Source organism: Pseudomonas sp. IzPS59 (genome assembly GCF_014863505.1).
In the GTDB taxonomy this organism is placed as follows: domain Bacteria; phylum Pseudomonadota; class Gammaproteobacteria; order Pseudomonadales; family Pseudomonadaceae; genus Aquipseudomonas; species Aquipseudomonas kribbensis.
In genome coordinates this window covers 4,060,129-4,074,527 of the sequence record NZ_CP062251.1, presented here as the reverse complement: position 1 = coordinate 4,074,527, position 14,399 = coordinate 4,060,129, and the positions used below count along the sequence as shown (strand labels likewise).

Genomic DNA, 14,399 nt, shown 5'->3' with positions numbered 1-14,399 from the left:
CCACCCTAGAATGCCGGCTCTTTTTACAGAGCCGGCCTTCATGTTTCTGCCTCCCTCCGATTGGCTGGCCCCAGCCCCTCTCGAACCGCTTCATCTGGACTGGCTCAGTGCCGCCGGCATTGAAGTGGCGATCCTGCGTCTGGACCGGATCGACCCGCTGATCAGCGGCAACAAGTGGTTCAAACTCGTCGAACACCTCAAGGCCGCCGACCGTGCGGGTGCCGAAGGCATCATCAGCCTGGGCGGTGCGCACTCCAATCATCTGCATGCACTGGCCGCAGCGGGGAAACGCCTGGGATTCACAACGGTCGGGTTGTTGCGCGGGCATCCGCAGGACACGCCGACGGTCAAGGATCTGCAGGATTTCGGCATGCAGTTGCACTGGCTCGGGTTTGGTGGTTATCGGGCGCGGCATGAGCCGGGATTCTGGGACTCGTGGCTGGCGCAATACCCGACGCTGCATCCGGTGCCCGAAGGTGGCGGTGGGTTGTCAGGTGCGCAGGGTTGCGCATCACTGAAGGATCAGGTCAGTCAACAACTCGGCAAGCTCGGTTGGGACAACCATGACGGTTGGTGGCTGGCCTGTGGCACCGGCACCACGCTCGCGGGACTGGTGCTGGCAGAGGCGGGTGAACACCCGGTGTACGGCGCAATGGCCGTGCCCGACGATCACGGTGTCGCGGCCAATGTCGAGGCGATCGTCGGTGATATCGGCGGCTACGAGCTGATCGACGCCAGCCGTGGCGGTTTCGCCAAAGTCGATGCGTCACTGCTTGAATTCATCGCGCAGACCGAACAGGCCAGCGGCGTTCCCCTTGAACCGCTGTACACCGGCAAGGCCTTGCTCGCGCTCAAACAGCAAATCGAGGCCAGCCGTTTCAAGAGCGGAACGCGCCTGATCTTCGTCCACACCGGCGGCTTGCAGGGCCGGCGTGGATTCGACGGTCAACCCTGATTGCGCTTGGGCATCATCCGCAGCAGCGTGTTATCGCCCACCACGTAATGGTGATACAGCCCGGCTAGTGCATGTAGGCCGATCAGCCAGTAGCCGATGTTGCCGATCAGTACGTGCCAGTGTTCAACCTGTTTGGCGAAGGCTTTGTCCTCGTGCACCAGCAACGGCAGGTCGAAACCGTAGAACATCACTTGATGGCCCTCGGCGCTGGTGATCAGCCAGCCCAGGATCGGCATGGCAATCATGAACAGGTACAAGACCCAGTGCATCAGCCGGGCCAGTGCGGTCTGCCACTGCGGTGAGGCGGGGAAGATCTTCGGCGCCGGGCCGATGCTGCGGGCCAGCAGGCGAAACCACACCAGCACGAACACGGTCAGGCCGAGCATGTAATGCACTTCGCGGATCAGCGAGCGGCCGCCACTGCCCTTGGGAAAGATGCCTCGCAATTCCATGCTGGCATACACCAGCACCAACAACACCAGCATCAACCAGTGCAACAGGACTGACACGGTGCTGTAGCGTGATTCGGAACTTGTCCACGGCATACGGTATTTCCTCACGGATCAGGGTCGAAACGTGCCGTTCTTGAGCGACGGCATGCTTTAACTGTAATCCGCTTTGGCCGAATTGCCCGCGTCTAAAAACTCTTTCATTGCGCGAAATCAGGGGTTTGCCCAAAAAAAACGCCAGTGTCGGGCAGACACTGGCGTTTTTGTTTGCTGCAGGCCGCGTTATCAGCTGCTTTGCGGCATCTCACCCTTGGCCAGGCGCTTGTTGATGTCGGCGATCACTTCCGGCAGGTCGGTGATGGTGTCGATCATGTAGTGCGGACGCGAGCCTTCGAACAGGGCGTGGATACGCTTGCGCTCGCTGGCCAGGGCGTCGCTGCCCAGTGCGCGGTAGCCTTCGTAATCCAGGCCCAGCGCGTTACCGGAGCAGATCAGCGCCACGGTCCACATCCCGGCGCGACGACCTTCGAGAATCCCCGGTACGGTGTCGTCGATCTTCACGCAGGCGGCGACATCGTCGATGCCCAGTGCAATCACGTTGGCCAGGGCCTGGGCCGGCCATGGGCGGCCGTTCGGCACTTCGTCGGTGGCCACCACGTGATCGGCGACGTAGCCGTTGGTGGCGGCCAAGGCCACGACCTTGTCCATCACTTGCTTCGGATAACCGGAGCAGGAGCCGATCTTGATGCCTTGCTGGCGCAGGTTGGCGATGGTCTCCAGTGCGCCGGGAATCAGTGCCGAGTGCTCGGCGATTTTTTCGATCTGCAGTGGCATGAAGCGGTTGTAGATCGCGGTCACGTCATCGTCGGTCGGGGTGCGGCCAAATGCCTTGCGATAGCGCTCGGCAACCTGCGGCTGGTCGCACAGGGTGCGGATGTGATCCCACTTGCCCATGCCCATCGGGCCCCGGGCTTCTTCGATGGAAACCTGGACATCGAATTCGGCGAAGGCTTCGACGAAGATCTGGGTCGGGGCGAACGAACCGAAGTCGACGACGGTACCGGCCCAGTCGAGGATGGCGGCTTGCAGCTTGCTTGGGTTGTTGTAGTTCATGCTGGTCAGAATCCTGTGTTGGCAATGCAATTCAAATGAGGGAGCGGGCCGGGTGAATCAGATGTCGAGCACTTCCATCTCGCGCAGCACTTCACCCACCGCCGCGACGGCTTCGCGCATCTGCGCCGGGGTGACGTGGCCGATGCAGCCGACGCGGAAGGTTTCGACCTGGGTCAGCTTGCCGGGGTAGAGGATGTAACCCTTGGCCTTGACCCGTTCGTAGAAGTCCTTGAACTGGTAGCGCGGATCTTTCGGTGCGTGAAAGGTCGCGATGATCGGTGCCTGGATCGCGGCGGGCAGGAAGCTGCGCAAGCCGAGCTTGCCCATTTCCTCCATCAGTGCCTGGCAGTTGGCGGCGTAGCGTGCATGCCGGGCCGGCAGGCCGCCTTCTTCGTTGTATTGCAGCAGGGCTTCGTGCAGCGCCGCGACCACGTGGGTCGGCGGGGTGAAGCGCCATTGGCCGGTCTTCTTCATGTAGCTGTGCTGGTCGAACAGGTCCATCGCCAGCGAATGCGAATTGCCGGCGGCTGCGGCCAGGGATTCCTTGCGGGCAAACACGAAGCCCATGCCCGGTACGCCTTCGAGGCATTTGCCGGAAGCGGCGATCAGCGCATCGAACGGGACTTTCTGCGCATCCACCGGCAACGCGCCGAAGGAACTCATGGCATCGATGATCAGGCGTTTGCCGTGCTGTTCGACGACCTGGGCGATTTCCGGCAGCGGGTTGAGGATGCCGGTGCTGGTTTCGCAGTGGATCAGCGCGACGTGGGTGATGTCGCTGTCGGCGCGCAGCAGGCGATCGACGTCGGCGGCGGTGGTCGGTTCGTCTTCAGCGGTTTCAAAGGTGCTGAACGAGCGGCCGAGGACTTCGCAAATCTTCGCCAGGCGCTTGCCGTAGGCGCCGTTAATCAGCACCAGCACCTTGCCGTCACGGGGCACGAGGGTGCCGATGGCGGCTTCGACGGCGAAGGTGCCGCTGCCCTGCAAAGGCACGCAGTGGTGGCTGTCGGCGCCGTTGATGATGGCCAGCAGTTGCTCGCAGAGGCTGGCGGTCAGTTGATTGAAGCGGTCATCCCATGAACCCCAGTCGACCATCATCGCCTGACGGGTGCGGGCCGAGGTAGTCAACGGGCCGGGAGTGAGCAGGATGGGTGCGGCAGTACTCATTCGTGTGTCCTCGCGATAGCGCTGTGGGATGAAGCTACGGGGCATACGTTGCAATTCGGCGGATCATCAATCAAATTGTTTGTTGTTATGCCAGCCATCAGTGAGGGTTATTCATGAATCTGTTCCAGCTCCGCGCCTTCGACGCCGTGGCCCGGGAAGGCAGCTTCACCCGTGCCGCCGCGCGGTTGTTCATCAGTCAGCCGGCGGTCACCGGGCACATCAAGGCGCTGGAGGAGCATTACCAGATCACCCTGTTGCGACGGACGGCGCGCCGGGTCGAGCTGACCGAGGAGGGCACCAAACTGGCGGCGATCACCCGGGCGATGTTCGGCATGGCCGAAGAGGCCCAGGCGCTGCTCGAAGCCAATCGGCAGTTGCTGACCGGGCGTCTGGAGGTCGCGGCGGACGGCCCGCACATGGTCATGCCGATGCTTGCCAGCCTGCGGGCGCGCTATCCGGGGATCACGGTGAATTTGCGTTTGGGCAACGCTCAGGAAACCCTGGCGGCGTTGTTGTCCGAGCACGCGGACGTGGCGGTGCTGACTGAAGTCGAGCCGCGCAAGGGCCTGCACCTGCAAGCCCTGAGCGAATCGCGGATCTGCGCACTCGTGCCGGCCGGGCATCCCTGGGCGACTCGCAGTGGCGAGGTCAGGCTCAAGGAGCTGGATCAGGTGATCATGGTCCTGCGCGAGCCGAGTTCGATTACCCGGCGCACGTTTGATCAGGCCTGTGCGCAGGCGTCGGTCAGTCCACGGGTGTTGCTGGAACTGGACAGCCGTGAAGCGGTGACGGAAGCGGTGGCGGCTGAACTGGGGGTTGGCGTGGTGTCATCGGTGGAGGTCAGCCATGACCCCCGTGTCGTGGCGATTCCCATCGCGGGAGAAGGTCTGGTGAACCGGCACATGATCGGCTGCGTGGAGCGGCGGCGCGAATTGCGCTTGATTCAGGCGTTCTTCGGTTTGGCCCCCAGCTGATCGTTCCCACGCGGAGCGTGGGAGCGATCTATAGGAGGCTTTCGCGCACCATCTCGAGAAACGTCGCCACCACCCGCCGTGAACTCTGCTCACGCAGGCACACCAGTGTCTCGGTCAACCGCCGGGTGCAATCGGTGATCGGCAGGGCGCAGACCCGTGAGTCCGCACCAAACTCCGCCGCCGACACCACGCCCACGCCAATCCCCACCACCACCGCTTCCCGCGCCGCTTCCCGGCCTTCGACCTGGATCGCCGGGCGGATGCGGAATCCGGCGCGGGCCATTTCCTCTTCCAGGGTCTGGCGGGTTACCGAGCCGTGTTCGCGCAACACCAGCGGCGTGTCATCGAGGTCGGCCAGGCAGATCGATTCGCGCTCGGCCCACGGATGATGGCGCGACACGAATGCCACCATCGGATCGTTGCGCAATGGCACGCACAGCAGGCGTTCATCGCTGACATCGCGCCCGAGCAGCGCCAGATCGGCCTGATAGTTGAACAGACGGAACAATGATTCATCGGTGTTGCCGGTTTCGATCTTCACGCTGATCCCGGGGTAGCGCTCGCAGAACCGGGCGATCTGCGGCAGCACGTGCACCGGCGCGTCCACCGCCAGAATCAGGCTGCCGGTCTGCAACGCCTGGGATTCCTGCAGCAACTCCTGGGCTTCGGCCTCGACCACGAACAGGCGCTGGGTGATTGCCAGGAGGCGCTCGCCCAGATCCGTCAGGCGCACCGAGCGTTTGTTGCGATGGAACAGCAACACACCGAAGCGCTCTTCGAGCTTGCGCACCTGATCGGAAATCGCCGGTTGCGTCAGATAAAGCCGCTCGGCGGCTCTGGTGAAGCTTCCGTGTACGGCCACGGCGTGAAAGGCTTTGAGCTGGGCGTGGGAAACCGACATCGCTGATTCCTCATTTACAGATGACACTCAGTAACAAGCTGAGCTTATGTGTGAAATACGATAAATCGATTTTATTTATTAAACAGTAATTGCTTTGATCCGCTCACGCCAACGCTGACTGCCCGGTCGGGCAGCGACGCTGGCCATGAGCCTGTGCGTGCAACAGCAGGACTCATCTGACCGGTATCGCCGAAGGGACGGGGTGATATCGCAGTGCTCAACAATAAAAAACACAGGCGTTTACTTAACGATTCTGCCGGCACACTCACACCCTGAGGTCAGAACCACAATGAACAAGCACATCGGCACCATTGCGCGTTGGCGCATGCAGATCTTCGCTGTCACCTGGCTCGCTTACGCCGCGTTCTATTTCACCCGCAAAGCCTTTTCGGTGGCCAAACTGGGCATCGCCGAAGATCCCACCTTCATGCTCGACAAAATGGCCATGGCCAACCTCGACGCGATTTATCTGGCGGCCTACGCCATCGGCCAGTTCACCTGGGGCATGCTCGCCGACCGCTTCGGCCCTCGGGTCGTGGTGCTCGGCGGTTTGCTGATTTCCGCCGCTGCCGCGTTGGTGATGGGCAGTTTCGCGACCTTGCCGATCTTCGCCACCTGCATGCTGATTCAGGGCCTGGCGCAGTCCACCGGCTGGTCGGGATTGTGCAAGAACCTCGGCAGTTTCTTCCCCGCCGAACAGCGCGGGCGGGTGCTCGGCTTGTGGAGTTCCTGCTACGCGTTTGGCGGCCTGGTGGCGTCGCCGTTCGCCGGTTGGTGGGCGTACACGCTGATCGGTTCGTGGCACGCGGCGTTCATTTCCAGTGCGGCGGTGGTGGCCGTGGTGGCGCTGTTGTTCTTCATCTTTCAGCGCAACAAACCGGAAGACGTCGGTCTGCCCGCCGTGGAGCCGGAACCGGTCATCAGTGCCGAGGAAGCCGAAGCCAACAGCAAACTCAGCGTGTGGGAGCCGCTCAAGGAAATCCTGCGCAACCGCACGGTGCTGGTGCTGGGTCTGGCGTACTTTCTGCTGAAACCGGCGCGTTACGCGATTCTGCTGTGGGGCCCGGTGATCGTCTTTGAACAGATGCCCACGGTCGGCAAGGTCGGGGCGGCGATCATTCCTACCGCGTTCGAACTGGCCGGGCTGCTCGGGCCGATCATGATCGGCATGGCTTCGGACAAACTGTTCGGCGCACGACGCATGCCGGCCTGCGTCCTGAGCCTGCTGGCGCTGACCGTGACCCTGGCGCTGTTCATGGGCGCCTTGCACACCGGCAGCGTGATGCTGGTAGTCGCGTTGTTGTTCGTGATGGGCCTGACCCTGTACGGCCCGGACTCGATGATCAGCGGCGCGGCCGCCATCGATTTCGGCAAGGCCAAGGCTGGCGCCACGGCGGCGGGATTCGTCAACGGTTGCGGTTCGGTCGGTGCAGTGCTCGGTGGTTTGCTGCCGGGTTACTTCGATTCGGTGACGGTGTTCATCGTGTTCGCCGGTTGTGCGCTGTTCTCGGCGCTGGTGCTGATACCACACTGGAACAGCCGCCCGGTCGGCGTCATGGAACCCCGTGCCTCGGTGCCCAATCGGGCCCTGACCATCAAACCTCTGCGTAACTGAAAAACCTGCCTCGCGGCCTGCTGCGGCATTCGCGGCAGGCTGTGCCGTGGCCGACTGACTGGAGAATGTTCATGAGACCGTTTTGGCTGGAGCAGGCCTTGCAGCTCGACACGTCCGAACCGTGCCCGCCATTGCAGGGCGAAGTGCGCACCGATGTGTGCATCGTCGGTGGTGGTTACACCGGGTTGTGGACAGCGATCATGCTCAAGCAACAGAACCCCGAACTCGATGTGTTGCTGATCGAAGCCGACATCTGCGGCGCCGGCGCCAGTGGGCGCAACGGCGGTTGTGCGTTGTCGTGGTCGGCGAAGTATTTCACCCTGGAACGGTTGTTCGGCGTCGAAGAGGCGGTACGGCTGGTCAAGGAATCCGAGCGCAGCATCCATGCCATCGGCGAGTTCTGCGAGCAGTACGGCGTCGAGGCCGATTATCGGCTCGACGGCACGCTTTACACCGCGACCAACCGGGCGCAGTGCGGCTCGACCGATGCGGTGATTGCCGCGCTCGAGCGCAACGGCATCAACTCGTTCACCCAGCGTCCCGTTGCCGACGTGCAGCGTATGGCCGGTTCAGACAAGCATCTGGAAGGCTGGTTTTCGCCGGCCGCCGCCAGTGTGCAGCCGGGCAAACTGGTGCGTGGGTTGCGGCGAGTCGCGCTGCAACTCGGCGTCAGGATCCATGAAAACACCGCGATGACCGGGCTTGAGGAGGGCCGTCCGGCGCGCATTCAGACGGCCAGTGGCAGCGTGGTCGCCGACCGCGTGGTGCTGGCGATGAATGCCTGGATGGCCCGGGCTTTTCCACAGTTCGAACGCAGCGTGGCGATCGTTTCCAGCGACATGCTGATCACCGAACCGCGCCCGGAACTGCTGCAGGAAATCGGTTTGACCAGCGGCGTGACCGTGCTCGATTCGCGGATCTTCGTGCACTACTACCACAACACCCCGGACGGCCGGATCATGCTCGGCAAGGGTGGCAATACCTTCGCCTATGGCGGGCGGATGTTGCCGGTGTTCGACCAGCCATCGCCTTACGCCGGGTTGCTCAAGCGCAGCCTCGACGATTTTTTCCCGGCCTTTGCCGATGTGAAGGTCGACGCAACGTGGAACGGCCCGTCGGACCGCTCGGTCACCGGCCTGCCGTTTTTCGGCCAGATGAGTGCCAGCGGCAATGTGTTCTACGGTTTCGGTTATTCCGGCAGCGGTGTCGGGCCGTGCCACATGGGCGGGCAGATTCTCGCCTCGCTGGTACAAGGCCTCGACAACCCGTGGACACGTTCGCCGCTGGTCAACGGACCGCTGGGCTACTTCCCGCCGGAGCCGATCCGTTATCTCGGCTCGCTGATGGTGCGCAACGCCATTCGCCGCAAGGAACGCGCCGAAGACCACGGGCGGCGACCACGGCATCTCGATGTGCGCCTGGCGAAATTCGCCGCCGCTGCCGGCAAGGCCGACAAGGGGTGAACATCAGGACGAAGGCGGGGTGCGGTTGAGCAGCCAGTCGAGCAACAGACCGTTGTCGGACGGTTCCGGGGTTTTGCGTGCCGGGCGAGGCTGGCTGACGTCCAGGCACAGGATCGGTCGATCCGGATCGCTGTCGAGAAAACTCACCCACACTTCGCTGCCGGCGCGGGGCAGCGCCTCCCTGTTGATCCGGCCACCGGTGCCGACCACGGCAATCGTCAGCCACAAGCCGTCAGTGTCGGCATTGTGTGTCAGCGCGGGCCATAATCGCACGGAGAGCCGACCCAGATCGTCCAGCTGCGCGGGTTGCCCGGGCGAGCCCAGCACTTGCGCCGGGTGATAGCCCGGAATGCTCGGACGTGGCTGCCGCAACGGCGGGCGAAACTCGGTTGACCAGGGCTGTGCAGTGAAATCGTTGTGATAACGACGGGGTGTGGACATCGGATCGAGAATCGACGGCTGTTGACCCTGATGGCGCAATTCGGTGATCAGCCACTGGTCGTTGAACGCACCCACCGGATGATCCGTGACCTGCAGCAAACGGCCGCTGAGCAACTGCAGGCAATCGCTGCGCCCCTCGATGCAGCGGTAGTGGCAGCGCTGGCGCTCCATCTGTCGACGGCTGCGTTGATCTGCGTGGCGTTGGCCGGTTGGCGGACATCCTCGCAGGGGTATGACGCCTGTCACCGCGTGATTGGCCGCTGCATCGTCGCTGCCTGGCTGCCCGCGTTCGCGGACGGTGGGCGACACCTGCGCCGTGACGGGGTCGTGACGCAGAAACAGGGTGCTGAGGGTGGGGGCACGTGTCGCGTTCTCCGGGCTGAAAGGCACGGGTATCGGGGGCTGCGGCAGGCTCAGGCTGTCATCGGCAAACACCACGACATGGCCATCCGGCCGGTGCTCGAAGTGATAGTGGATGCCTTCTTCTTCACACAGTCGATGCAGCAGTGCCAGGTCCGACTCGTCGTACTGGATGCAGAACGGGCGCGGCGGGTAGTACCCCACCGTCAGATCGAAGCGGAAGCCGTGTGCGGGCAGGCGATGTTCTGTCAGCAAGCGTTCGAGAATGTCCGGCACGCTCAATCGGGTGAACACCCGGCGTCTGGGCTGTTGCTCCAGTTTCTGCAGGTCTGGCACCAGCACCACCTGATAACCGATCCGGTGGGCGCCGCGGTGTTCGCAACCGGCGCTGTGAAGGGTGCCATGAAGGCCATGCTCTTCACTCAACTGCAGGAATGCCGGGCGATGCAACAGACTGGCGGGGGCCAGGGCCGGAGCCAGGCCAATGACTTCAATCTCGAATCGGTAGGGGCGGTTCAGCGCTTCGTGGCCGCTGAAGCGCAATACCGGCAGGCACAGGCCACCGTCGGTGAGTGTCAGCGTGAAGGGACTTTCCTTGTCATTGAGCATTCGGACGGGCTCTGTCGGGTAATACGGGCCACAGAGGGTACGAAACCGCAGTGCGAAATGGTCATGGCAAACCGGTTTTTCAGAATCGCCCTACAAGGTGCGTAGAAGATGTCGACGCGCGACGGAATTTTTGGTCGATTGCCGACTTTAGGCCGTATAAACTTGGCGCCACGCGTCGGCCAATAGATGTCTCGGCGCCACAGATCAAGAGAGTGAGTAATGGGCGCACAGTGGAAGGTTAAACACAAAGAAGCGGCAGCCAACGCCAAGGGCAAGATCTTCGGCAAACTGGTGAAAGAAATCACCATCGCTGCCCGCAACGGTGCCGATACCGCCACCAACGCACACCTGCGTCTGGTGGTCGAACAGGCCAAAAAAGCCTCGATGCCCAAGGAAACCCTGGATCGCGCGATCAAGAAAGGCGCGGGCCTGCTGGGTGAGACCGTTCAGTACCATCGCGTGACTTACGAAGGTTTCGCTCCGCACCAGGTTCCGTTGATCGTCGAGTGCGTCACCGACAACATCAACCGCACCGTGGCGGAAATCCGCGTGGCGTTCCGCAAGGGCCAACTGGGCGCTTCCGGTTCTGTAGCGTGGGACTTCAACCACGTCGGCATGATCGAAGCCTCGCCGGACACCCCGGACGCCGATCCGGAAATGGCCGCAATCGAAGCCGGTGCCCAGGATTTCGAGCCGGGCGAAGAGGGCGCGACCCTGTTCCTGACCGATCCGACCGACCTCGACGCCGTGCAGAAAGCCCTGCCGGAGCAAGGCTTCACCGTGCTGTCGGCCAAGCTGGGCTATCAGCCGAAGAACCCGGTCAGCGGTCTGAGCGACGAGCAGATGGCAGAAGTTGAAGCGTTCCTCGAAGGCCTCGACAACCACGACGACGTGCAGGAAATGTTCGTCGGCCTGGCCGGCTGATCCACTGCGTCAATGATGCCGCCATCGCGAGTTTGCTCGCGATGGCGGTGTAGCGTTTACAACGCTTCCAGCTGCTGCACGACCTCGCTGAACCCCGGCCGCGCCAGCACATCCGGCTGACAGCAGCGCTGTTCCAGTGCCTCCAGCCGCACACGCCGATCCGCACTCAGCCCCGAGTCGATTCGCGCCAGCAATTCCCCCAGCAAAATCCCGAAGGCTCGCACTTCGATGCGTTGCAGCGCGCGGGTTTCCGGGTTGTCGGTGGTGGCATGGAACGATGCCGCGCCAAAATCCCCCAGCAGACAGTCGCCCTGATCGTTCAACAAGATGTTGTGCCCATAAAGGTCGCCATGGGTGATGCCTTGTTCATGCAGATGTTCGGCGACCGACGCAATCCCTTTTGCGATGCGCAAGGCGACATCGGCACTGAACCGGCAGTCATCGGTGTAGATATCCCGCGAACAGGACGCCAGGCTCGGCAGAGCGGCGAGGTTGCGATAGCTCGGATCGATCAGTTGCATCACCAGCCCTTGCTGGCCCTCGGGATGATTGCCGATGCGGCCCTCGACCCGGATCAGGTTCGGGTGCAACCCGGCCGTGATGCAGGCGTTCATTTCGTGCAGCGGTGAGCCGTCGCTGGTCATCTCGCCCTTGTAGAGCTTCACCGCCACAGAACGCTCAGGCTGGCCGACCGGCTGCCACGACGCACGGGAAATGACCCCGGACGCGCCTTCGCCCAGCCGCTGCTCAAGACGCAGGCTCGACCAGTCGATCAACGGCGTGGCTTCCAGCGCGGCGGCATCGGCTTCGGTTTCCAGCGGATTGCCGGCGTAGGCCAGCCAGGTCAGGCTCGGCAGGGTCAGCAGCCACTGCGGCAGTTCCGTCAACTGGTTGGCAGCGATGCGGATCAGTTCCAGCCGATGGCACTGGCTCAAGGATGGCGGCAACGCGCGCAGACGGTTACCGGCGAGCATGAGTTTTTGCAGGAGCGGGCGCTCGCCCAGTTCGGCTGGCAGGGTTTCGATGAGGTTGTCGGTCAGGATCAGCCAGCGCAACTGCGGTGGCAGGGCGGTGCCGGACACTCGGACGATCCCGTTGGCCTTGAAGCCGATCATGCTCAGGGCCTGGCACTGACCGAGGCACTCGGGCAGCTCGGTGAACCGGTTGTCCGAACAGAAAAGCACTCGCAGACGGGACAAACGATGTAAGTCGTCCGGCAGGCTGCTCAGTTTGTTGCCGCTTAGGTTAAGCACTTCCAGGGTATCGGCCAGGTCGAAGATCTCTTGTGGGAACTCGGTCAAGCCTTCGACCAGATCCAGCCGGGTGATGCCCGACAGTTCGCCGGCGCGCAATTGAGCAAGGGTGTGCATGTAAATAAGGTCGCTATCGAGAGGGCGCCGTGACGCCGGGAATGGGCGGCATGATAACGGCAAATCAGGCCGGTTCGCGCACTTCCGCCAATTGCCCCAGCCGGCTGCGGGTGCGGGCCAGGTCGATGGCGTTGCCGGCCAGGCTTTCATGCAGAGGCTGGCGCCCGAGCAGCGTCAGGTGTTTGTCCTGGTCGTAGAGCACGTCGATCAGGTTGATGAAGCGCTGCTGGACGGCGATCGAGCATTCGTCCAGCTCGGGCAGTTCATCGATGATCCAGTGGTCGAAGCGCCGGCACAATTCCAGATAATCCATCACGGCCGTGGGCTGTTCGCACAGGTCATTGAAGGTGAAACCGACGCGGCGGCCTTCGCACAGCCGCGCCTGCAAGACCCGGTTGCCAACCGTTATCGGTTGCGGCGCGGTATCCCGTGGCGGCAAATCCAGCGCCAGCCGTTGTGCCGGTGTGGCCGGCCACACGTAATGGCCCTGGGTGAACAGCTGATGCGCGTGATTGCGCGCCTGGCTGCGGTAGTCATGGGGGCCGCCGACTTCCATGACCTGCATGCGCGCGTTGATCAGGTCGATCACCGGTTTGAAGCGAGCGTGATACAGCGGGTTGGGCAACAGGCCTTCCGGCGGATAGTTGGAGGTCACCAGCAACAGGATCCCGCGCTGGAACAAGGCCTTGTACAACCGGGTAATGAGCATCGCGTCGCCGATGTCATGCACATGGAATTCATCGAAACACAGCACCCGGCAGTCCTGCAGCAATTCATCAAGGGTGGCGCCGAGGGCATCGTCCTCTTCGCGATGCCGGAACATGCCCTGATGCAGGCGGGCGAAGAATTCATGGAAGTGCAGGCGTTGTTTCTGCTGGATCGGCAAGGCCTGAAAAAAACCGTCGAGCAACCAGCTCTTGCCGCGCCCGACGGCACCGTACAGATAAAGACTGGGCGGGGTTTGCGCGGCAGGACCGAACAACATTCCGGCCTGTTGCGCCATGCAGTCGATCACCCGCTGCTGGCTGTGGCTGAGGGTATAGCCCTGGCCATGGGCCTTGAGCCGGAAGTAATCGCGGATTGACTGGGCGCTGGCGCAATGGCCGGCACTGGCCAGATTTCGCTTGCCGAACAAACGGCGCAACCCTGAAAGGCGCTGGGACAGACGCGAACGTTCGGGCGGTCGGGCGGGCACGGTGAGGTCACTCCGTCATCGTCGGGCCGGCTCCCCCCGAGCGCGGCGGCGTAGTGTAACCAGACGGGTAGTTTTCCTTCCACTGCGCTTTATCGGCCAACGGTCTTTCTGGACAGTAATCTGCGGCGCGTACAGTTTTTTTCAGTGCCATGGGGTAACGGATCGACAACTTTTCGAAACATATCCCGCACGTTCAGTGGATCCAATCGACTGGCGCAATCGGCGTCCGTTGCTAACCTGAAACACTGTAACGACACAGGTGCTGTCGCCGACAAGGAACGGGCAGTGAATGCAAGGGTGGTCTGGGCATTGCTGGGCGGGCTCGCAACACCGGTGCAGGCGGCTGACCTGCAGGTCGAAGTGCGGGTCGATGTGCAGCGCGGTTGCCAGTTGATCGGTCAGCAGCGCGGAGCCGGTATCGAACAACTGGGTGTGCTCGACTTCGGCAGCACGGCACGCCTTGACGATCCGGCCGGGCCACTCGGGGCGGCGCTGATGAATGCGCGATTGCCGCGTCTGGAATGCAATCCCGACACGCCGTATCAGCTGCGCGTTGATGGCGGGCTGCATGGCGGGACCGGAGAAGTGCGCTACATGACGGGCGAGGCGGGTGGCAAAGCCATTCCTTACCGTTTGTACCAGGACGCCGCACGGCGGGTGCCGCTGGTGGTGGACGTGCCGGTCAGCGGGCGGGTGCCCGACAGCGGTTCGGTGGACCTGCCGCTGTACGGCCGGATCGAACGGATGGCCGAGGTGCCGAGAGCCGGTCGGTATTCGGATCTGGTCAAGGTGACGGTGACCTGGTGATCGGCCGGGAGCGTGTGCGGAAGGAGCGTTCAATGACGAACGCGGTCAGGGATCGG

The 14,399-nt window shown here is 62.8% G+C and carries 13 protein-coding genes; 6 read left to right on the top strand and 7 right to left on the bottom strand.

All coding sequences use genetic code 11. The features are described from left to right. Positions 1-40: 40 nt before the first annotated feature. A complete protein-coding gene (locus tag IF189_RS18235; RefSeq protein WP_192552029.1) occupies positions 41-955 on the top strand; it encodes a 1-aminocyclopropane-1-carboxylate deaminase/D-cysteine desulfhydrase in 915 nt (304 codons plus the stop codon). On the opposite strand, the gene IF189_RS18230 is transcribed toward IF189_RS18235, so the two are convergent. The 3 genes from IF189_RS18230 to IF189_RS18220 form a co-directional block, all read right to left on the bottom strand. After that, positions 946-1,500, bottom strand: a complete 555-nt coding sequence (locus tag IF189_RS18230) for a cytochrome b (RefSeq protein ID WP_085712462.1) — start codon at positions 1,498-1,500, stop codon at positions 946-948. The two genes, IF189_RS18235 and IF189_RS18230, sit on opposite strands and share 10 nt — an antisense overlap. A 189-nt stretch (positions 1,501-1,689) precedes the next feature. Continuing rightward, on the bottom strand, positions 1,690-2,517 hold the full coding sequence (gene phnX / locus IF189_RS18225) for a phosphonoacetaldehyde hydrolase (protein ID WP_134827421.1): 828 nt from the start codon (positions 2,515-2,517) through the stop codon (positions 1,690-1,692). Between the two features lie 57 nt (positions 2,518-2,574). Next, complete coding sequence (locus tag IF189_RS18220) at positions 2,575-3,684, bottom strand: 2-aminoethylphosphonate--pyruvate transaminase (protein WP_085712460.1); 1,110 nt, start codon at positions 3,682-3,684, stop codon at positions 2,575-2,577. A 113-nt stretch (positions 3,685-3,797) separates the two neighbouring features. On the opposite strand from IF189_RS18220, the gene IF189_RS18215 reads away from it, so the two are divergent. Beyond that, entirely contained in the window at positions 3,798-4,658 is an 861-nt protein-coding gene (locus tag IF189_RS18215; protein ID WP_134827420.1) for a LysR substrate-binding domain-containing protein, read from the top strand. Between the two features lie 28 nt (positions 4,659-4,686). On the opposite strand, the gene IF189_RS18210 is transcribed toward IF189_RS18215, so the two are convergent. Continuing rightward, positions 4,687-5,559 carry a LysR family transcriptional regulator gene (locus IF189_RS18210; protein ID WP_134827419.1) on the bottom strand — a complete coding sequence of 291 codons (873 nt, stop codon included), beginning with the start codon at positions 5,557-5,559 and terminating at the stop codon, positions 4,687-4,689. Between the two features lie 289 nt (positions 5,560-5,848). On the opposite strand from IF189_RS18210, the gene IF189_RS18205 reads away from it, so the two are divergent. Both IF189_RS18205 and IF189_RS18200 read left to right on the top strand, forming a co-directional pair. Further along, positions 5,849-7,174 carry an MFS transporter gene (locus tag IF189_RS18205; RefSeq protein WP_085712458.1) on the top strand — a complete coding sequence of 442 codons (1,326 nt, stop codon included), beginning with the start codon at positions 5,849-5,851 and terminating at the stop codon, positions 7,172-7,174. Positions 7,175-7,239: 65 nt separating this feature from the next. Continuing rightward, positions 7,240-8,637, top strand: coding sequence for an FAD-dependent oxidoreductase (locus IF189_RS18200; protein ID WP_192552028.1), 1,398 nt, complete (start codon positions 7,240-7,242; stop codon positions 8,635-8,637). A 3-nt stretch (positions 8,638-8,640) separates the two neighbouring features. Here the strand turns inward: IF189_RS18200 and IF189_RS18195 are convergent, their stop codons facing one another. Then, a complete protein-coding gene (locus IF189_RS18195) occupies positions 8,641-10,047 on the bottom strand; it encodes a type VI secretion system Vgr family protein (RefSeq protein WP_192552027.1) in 1,407 nt (468 codons plus the stop codon). Between the two features lie 219 nt (positions 10,048-10,266). On the opposite strand from IF189_RS18195, the gene IF189_RS18190 reads away from it, so the two are divergent. Beyond that, the gene (locus IF189_RS18190; protein ID WP_085712455.1) at positions 10,267-10,971 is read left to right on the top strand and encodes a YebC/PmpR family DNA-binding transcriptional regulator; all 705 of its coding nucleotides are present in this window, start codon (positions 10,267-10,269) and stop codon (positions 10,969-10,971) included. Positions 10,972-11,027: 56 nt separating this feature from the next. Here the strand turns inward: IF189_RS18190 and IF189_RS18185 are convergent, their stop codons facing one another. Both IF189_RS18185 and zapE read right to left on the bottom strand, forming a co-directional pair. Continuing rightward, entirely contained in the window at positions 11,028-12,341 is a 1,314-nt protein-coding gene (locus IF189_RS18185) for a leucine-rich repeat-containing protein kinase family protein (protein WP_134827415.1), read from the bottom strand. Between the two features lie 64 nt (positions 12,342-12,405). Continuing rightward, positions 12,406-13,536, bottom strand: coding sequence for a cell division protein ZapE (gene zapE / locus IF189_RS18180; protein ID WP_134827414.1), 1,131 nt, complete (start codon positions 13,534-13,536; stop codon positions 12,406-12,408). A gap of 285 nt (positions 13,537-13,821) precedes the next feature. Here zapE and IF189_RS18175 point away from each other — a divergent pair, with 285 nt between their 5' ends. Further along, complete coding sequence (locus IF189_RS18175; RefSeq protein WP_085712452.1) at positions 13,822-14,343, top strand: spore coat U domain-containing protein; 522 nt, start codon at positions 13,822-13,824, stop codon at positions 14,341-14,343. Positions 14,344-14,399 lie beyond the last annotated feature (56 nt).

Bases quoted from the DNA above. Each gene is read 5' to 3' on its own strand.
- IF189_RS18235 (WP_192552029.1), top strand. From the start codon at position 41: ATGTTTCTGCCTCCCTCCGATTGGCTGGCCCCAGCCCCTCTCGAACCG.
- phnX (WP_134827421.1), bottom strand. From the start codon at position 2,517: ATGAACTACAACAACCCAAGCAAGCTGCAAGCCGCCATCCTCGACTGG.
- IF189_RS18205 (WP_085712458.1), top strand. From the start codon at position 5,849: ATGAACAAGCACATCGGCACCATTGCGCGTTGGCGCATGCAGATCTTC.
- IF189_RS18230 (WP_085712462.1), bottom strand. From the start codon at position 1,500: ATGCCGTGGACAAGTTCCGAATCACGCTACAGCACCGTGTCAGTCCTG.
- IF189_RS18190 (WP_085712455.1), top strand. From the start codon at position 10,267: ATGGGCGCACAGTGGAAGGTTAAACACAAAGAAGCGGCAGCCAACGCC.
- IF189_RS18220 (WP_085712460.1), bottom strand. From the start codon at position 3,684: ATGAGTACTGCCGCACCCATCCTGCTCACTCCCGGCCCGTTGACTACC.
- IF189_RS18215 (WP_134827420.1), top strand. From the start codon at position 3,798: ATGAATCTGTTCCAGCTCCGCGCCTTCGACGCCGTGGCCCGGGAAGGC.
- IF189_RS18185 (WP_134827415.1), bottom strand. From the start codon at position 12,341: ATGCACACCCTTGCTCAATTGCGCGCCGGCGAACTGTCGGGCATCACC.
- IF189_RS18210 (WP_134827419.1), bottom strand. From the start codon at position 5,559: ATGTCGGTTTCCCACGCCCAGCTCAAAGCCTTTCACGCCGTGGCCGTA.
- IF189_RS18195 (WP_192552027.1), bottom strand. From the start codon at position 10,047: ATGCTCAATGACAAGGAAAGTCCCTTCACGCTGACACTCACCGACGGT.
- IF189_RS18200 (WP_192552028.1), top strand. From the start codon at position 7,240: ATGTTCATGAGACCGTTTTGGCTGGAGCAGGCCTTGCAGCTCGACACG.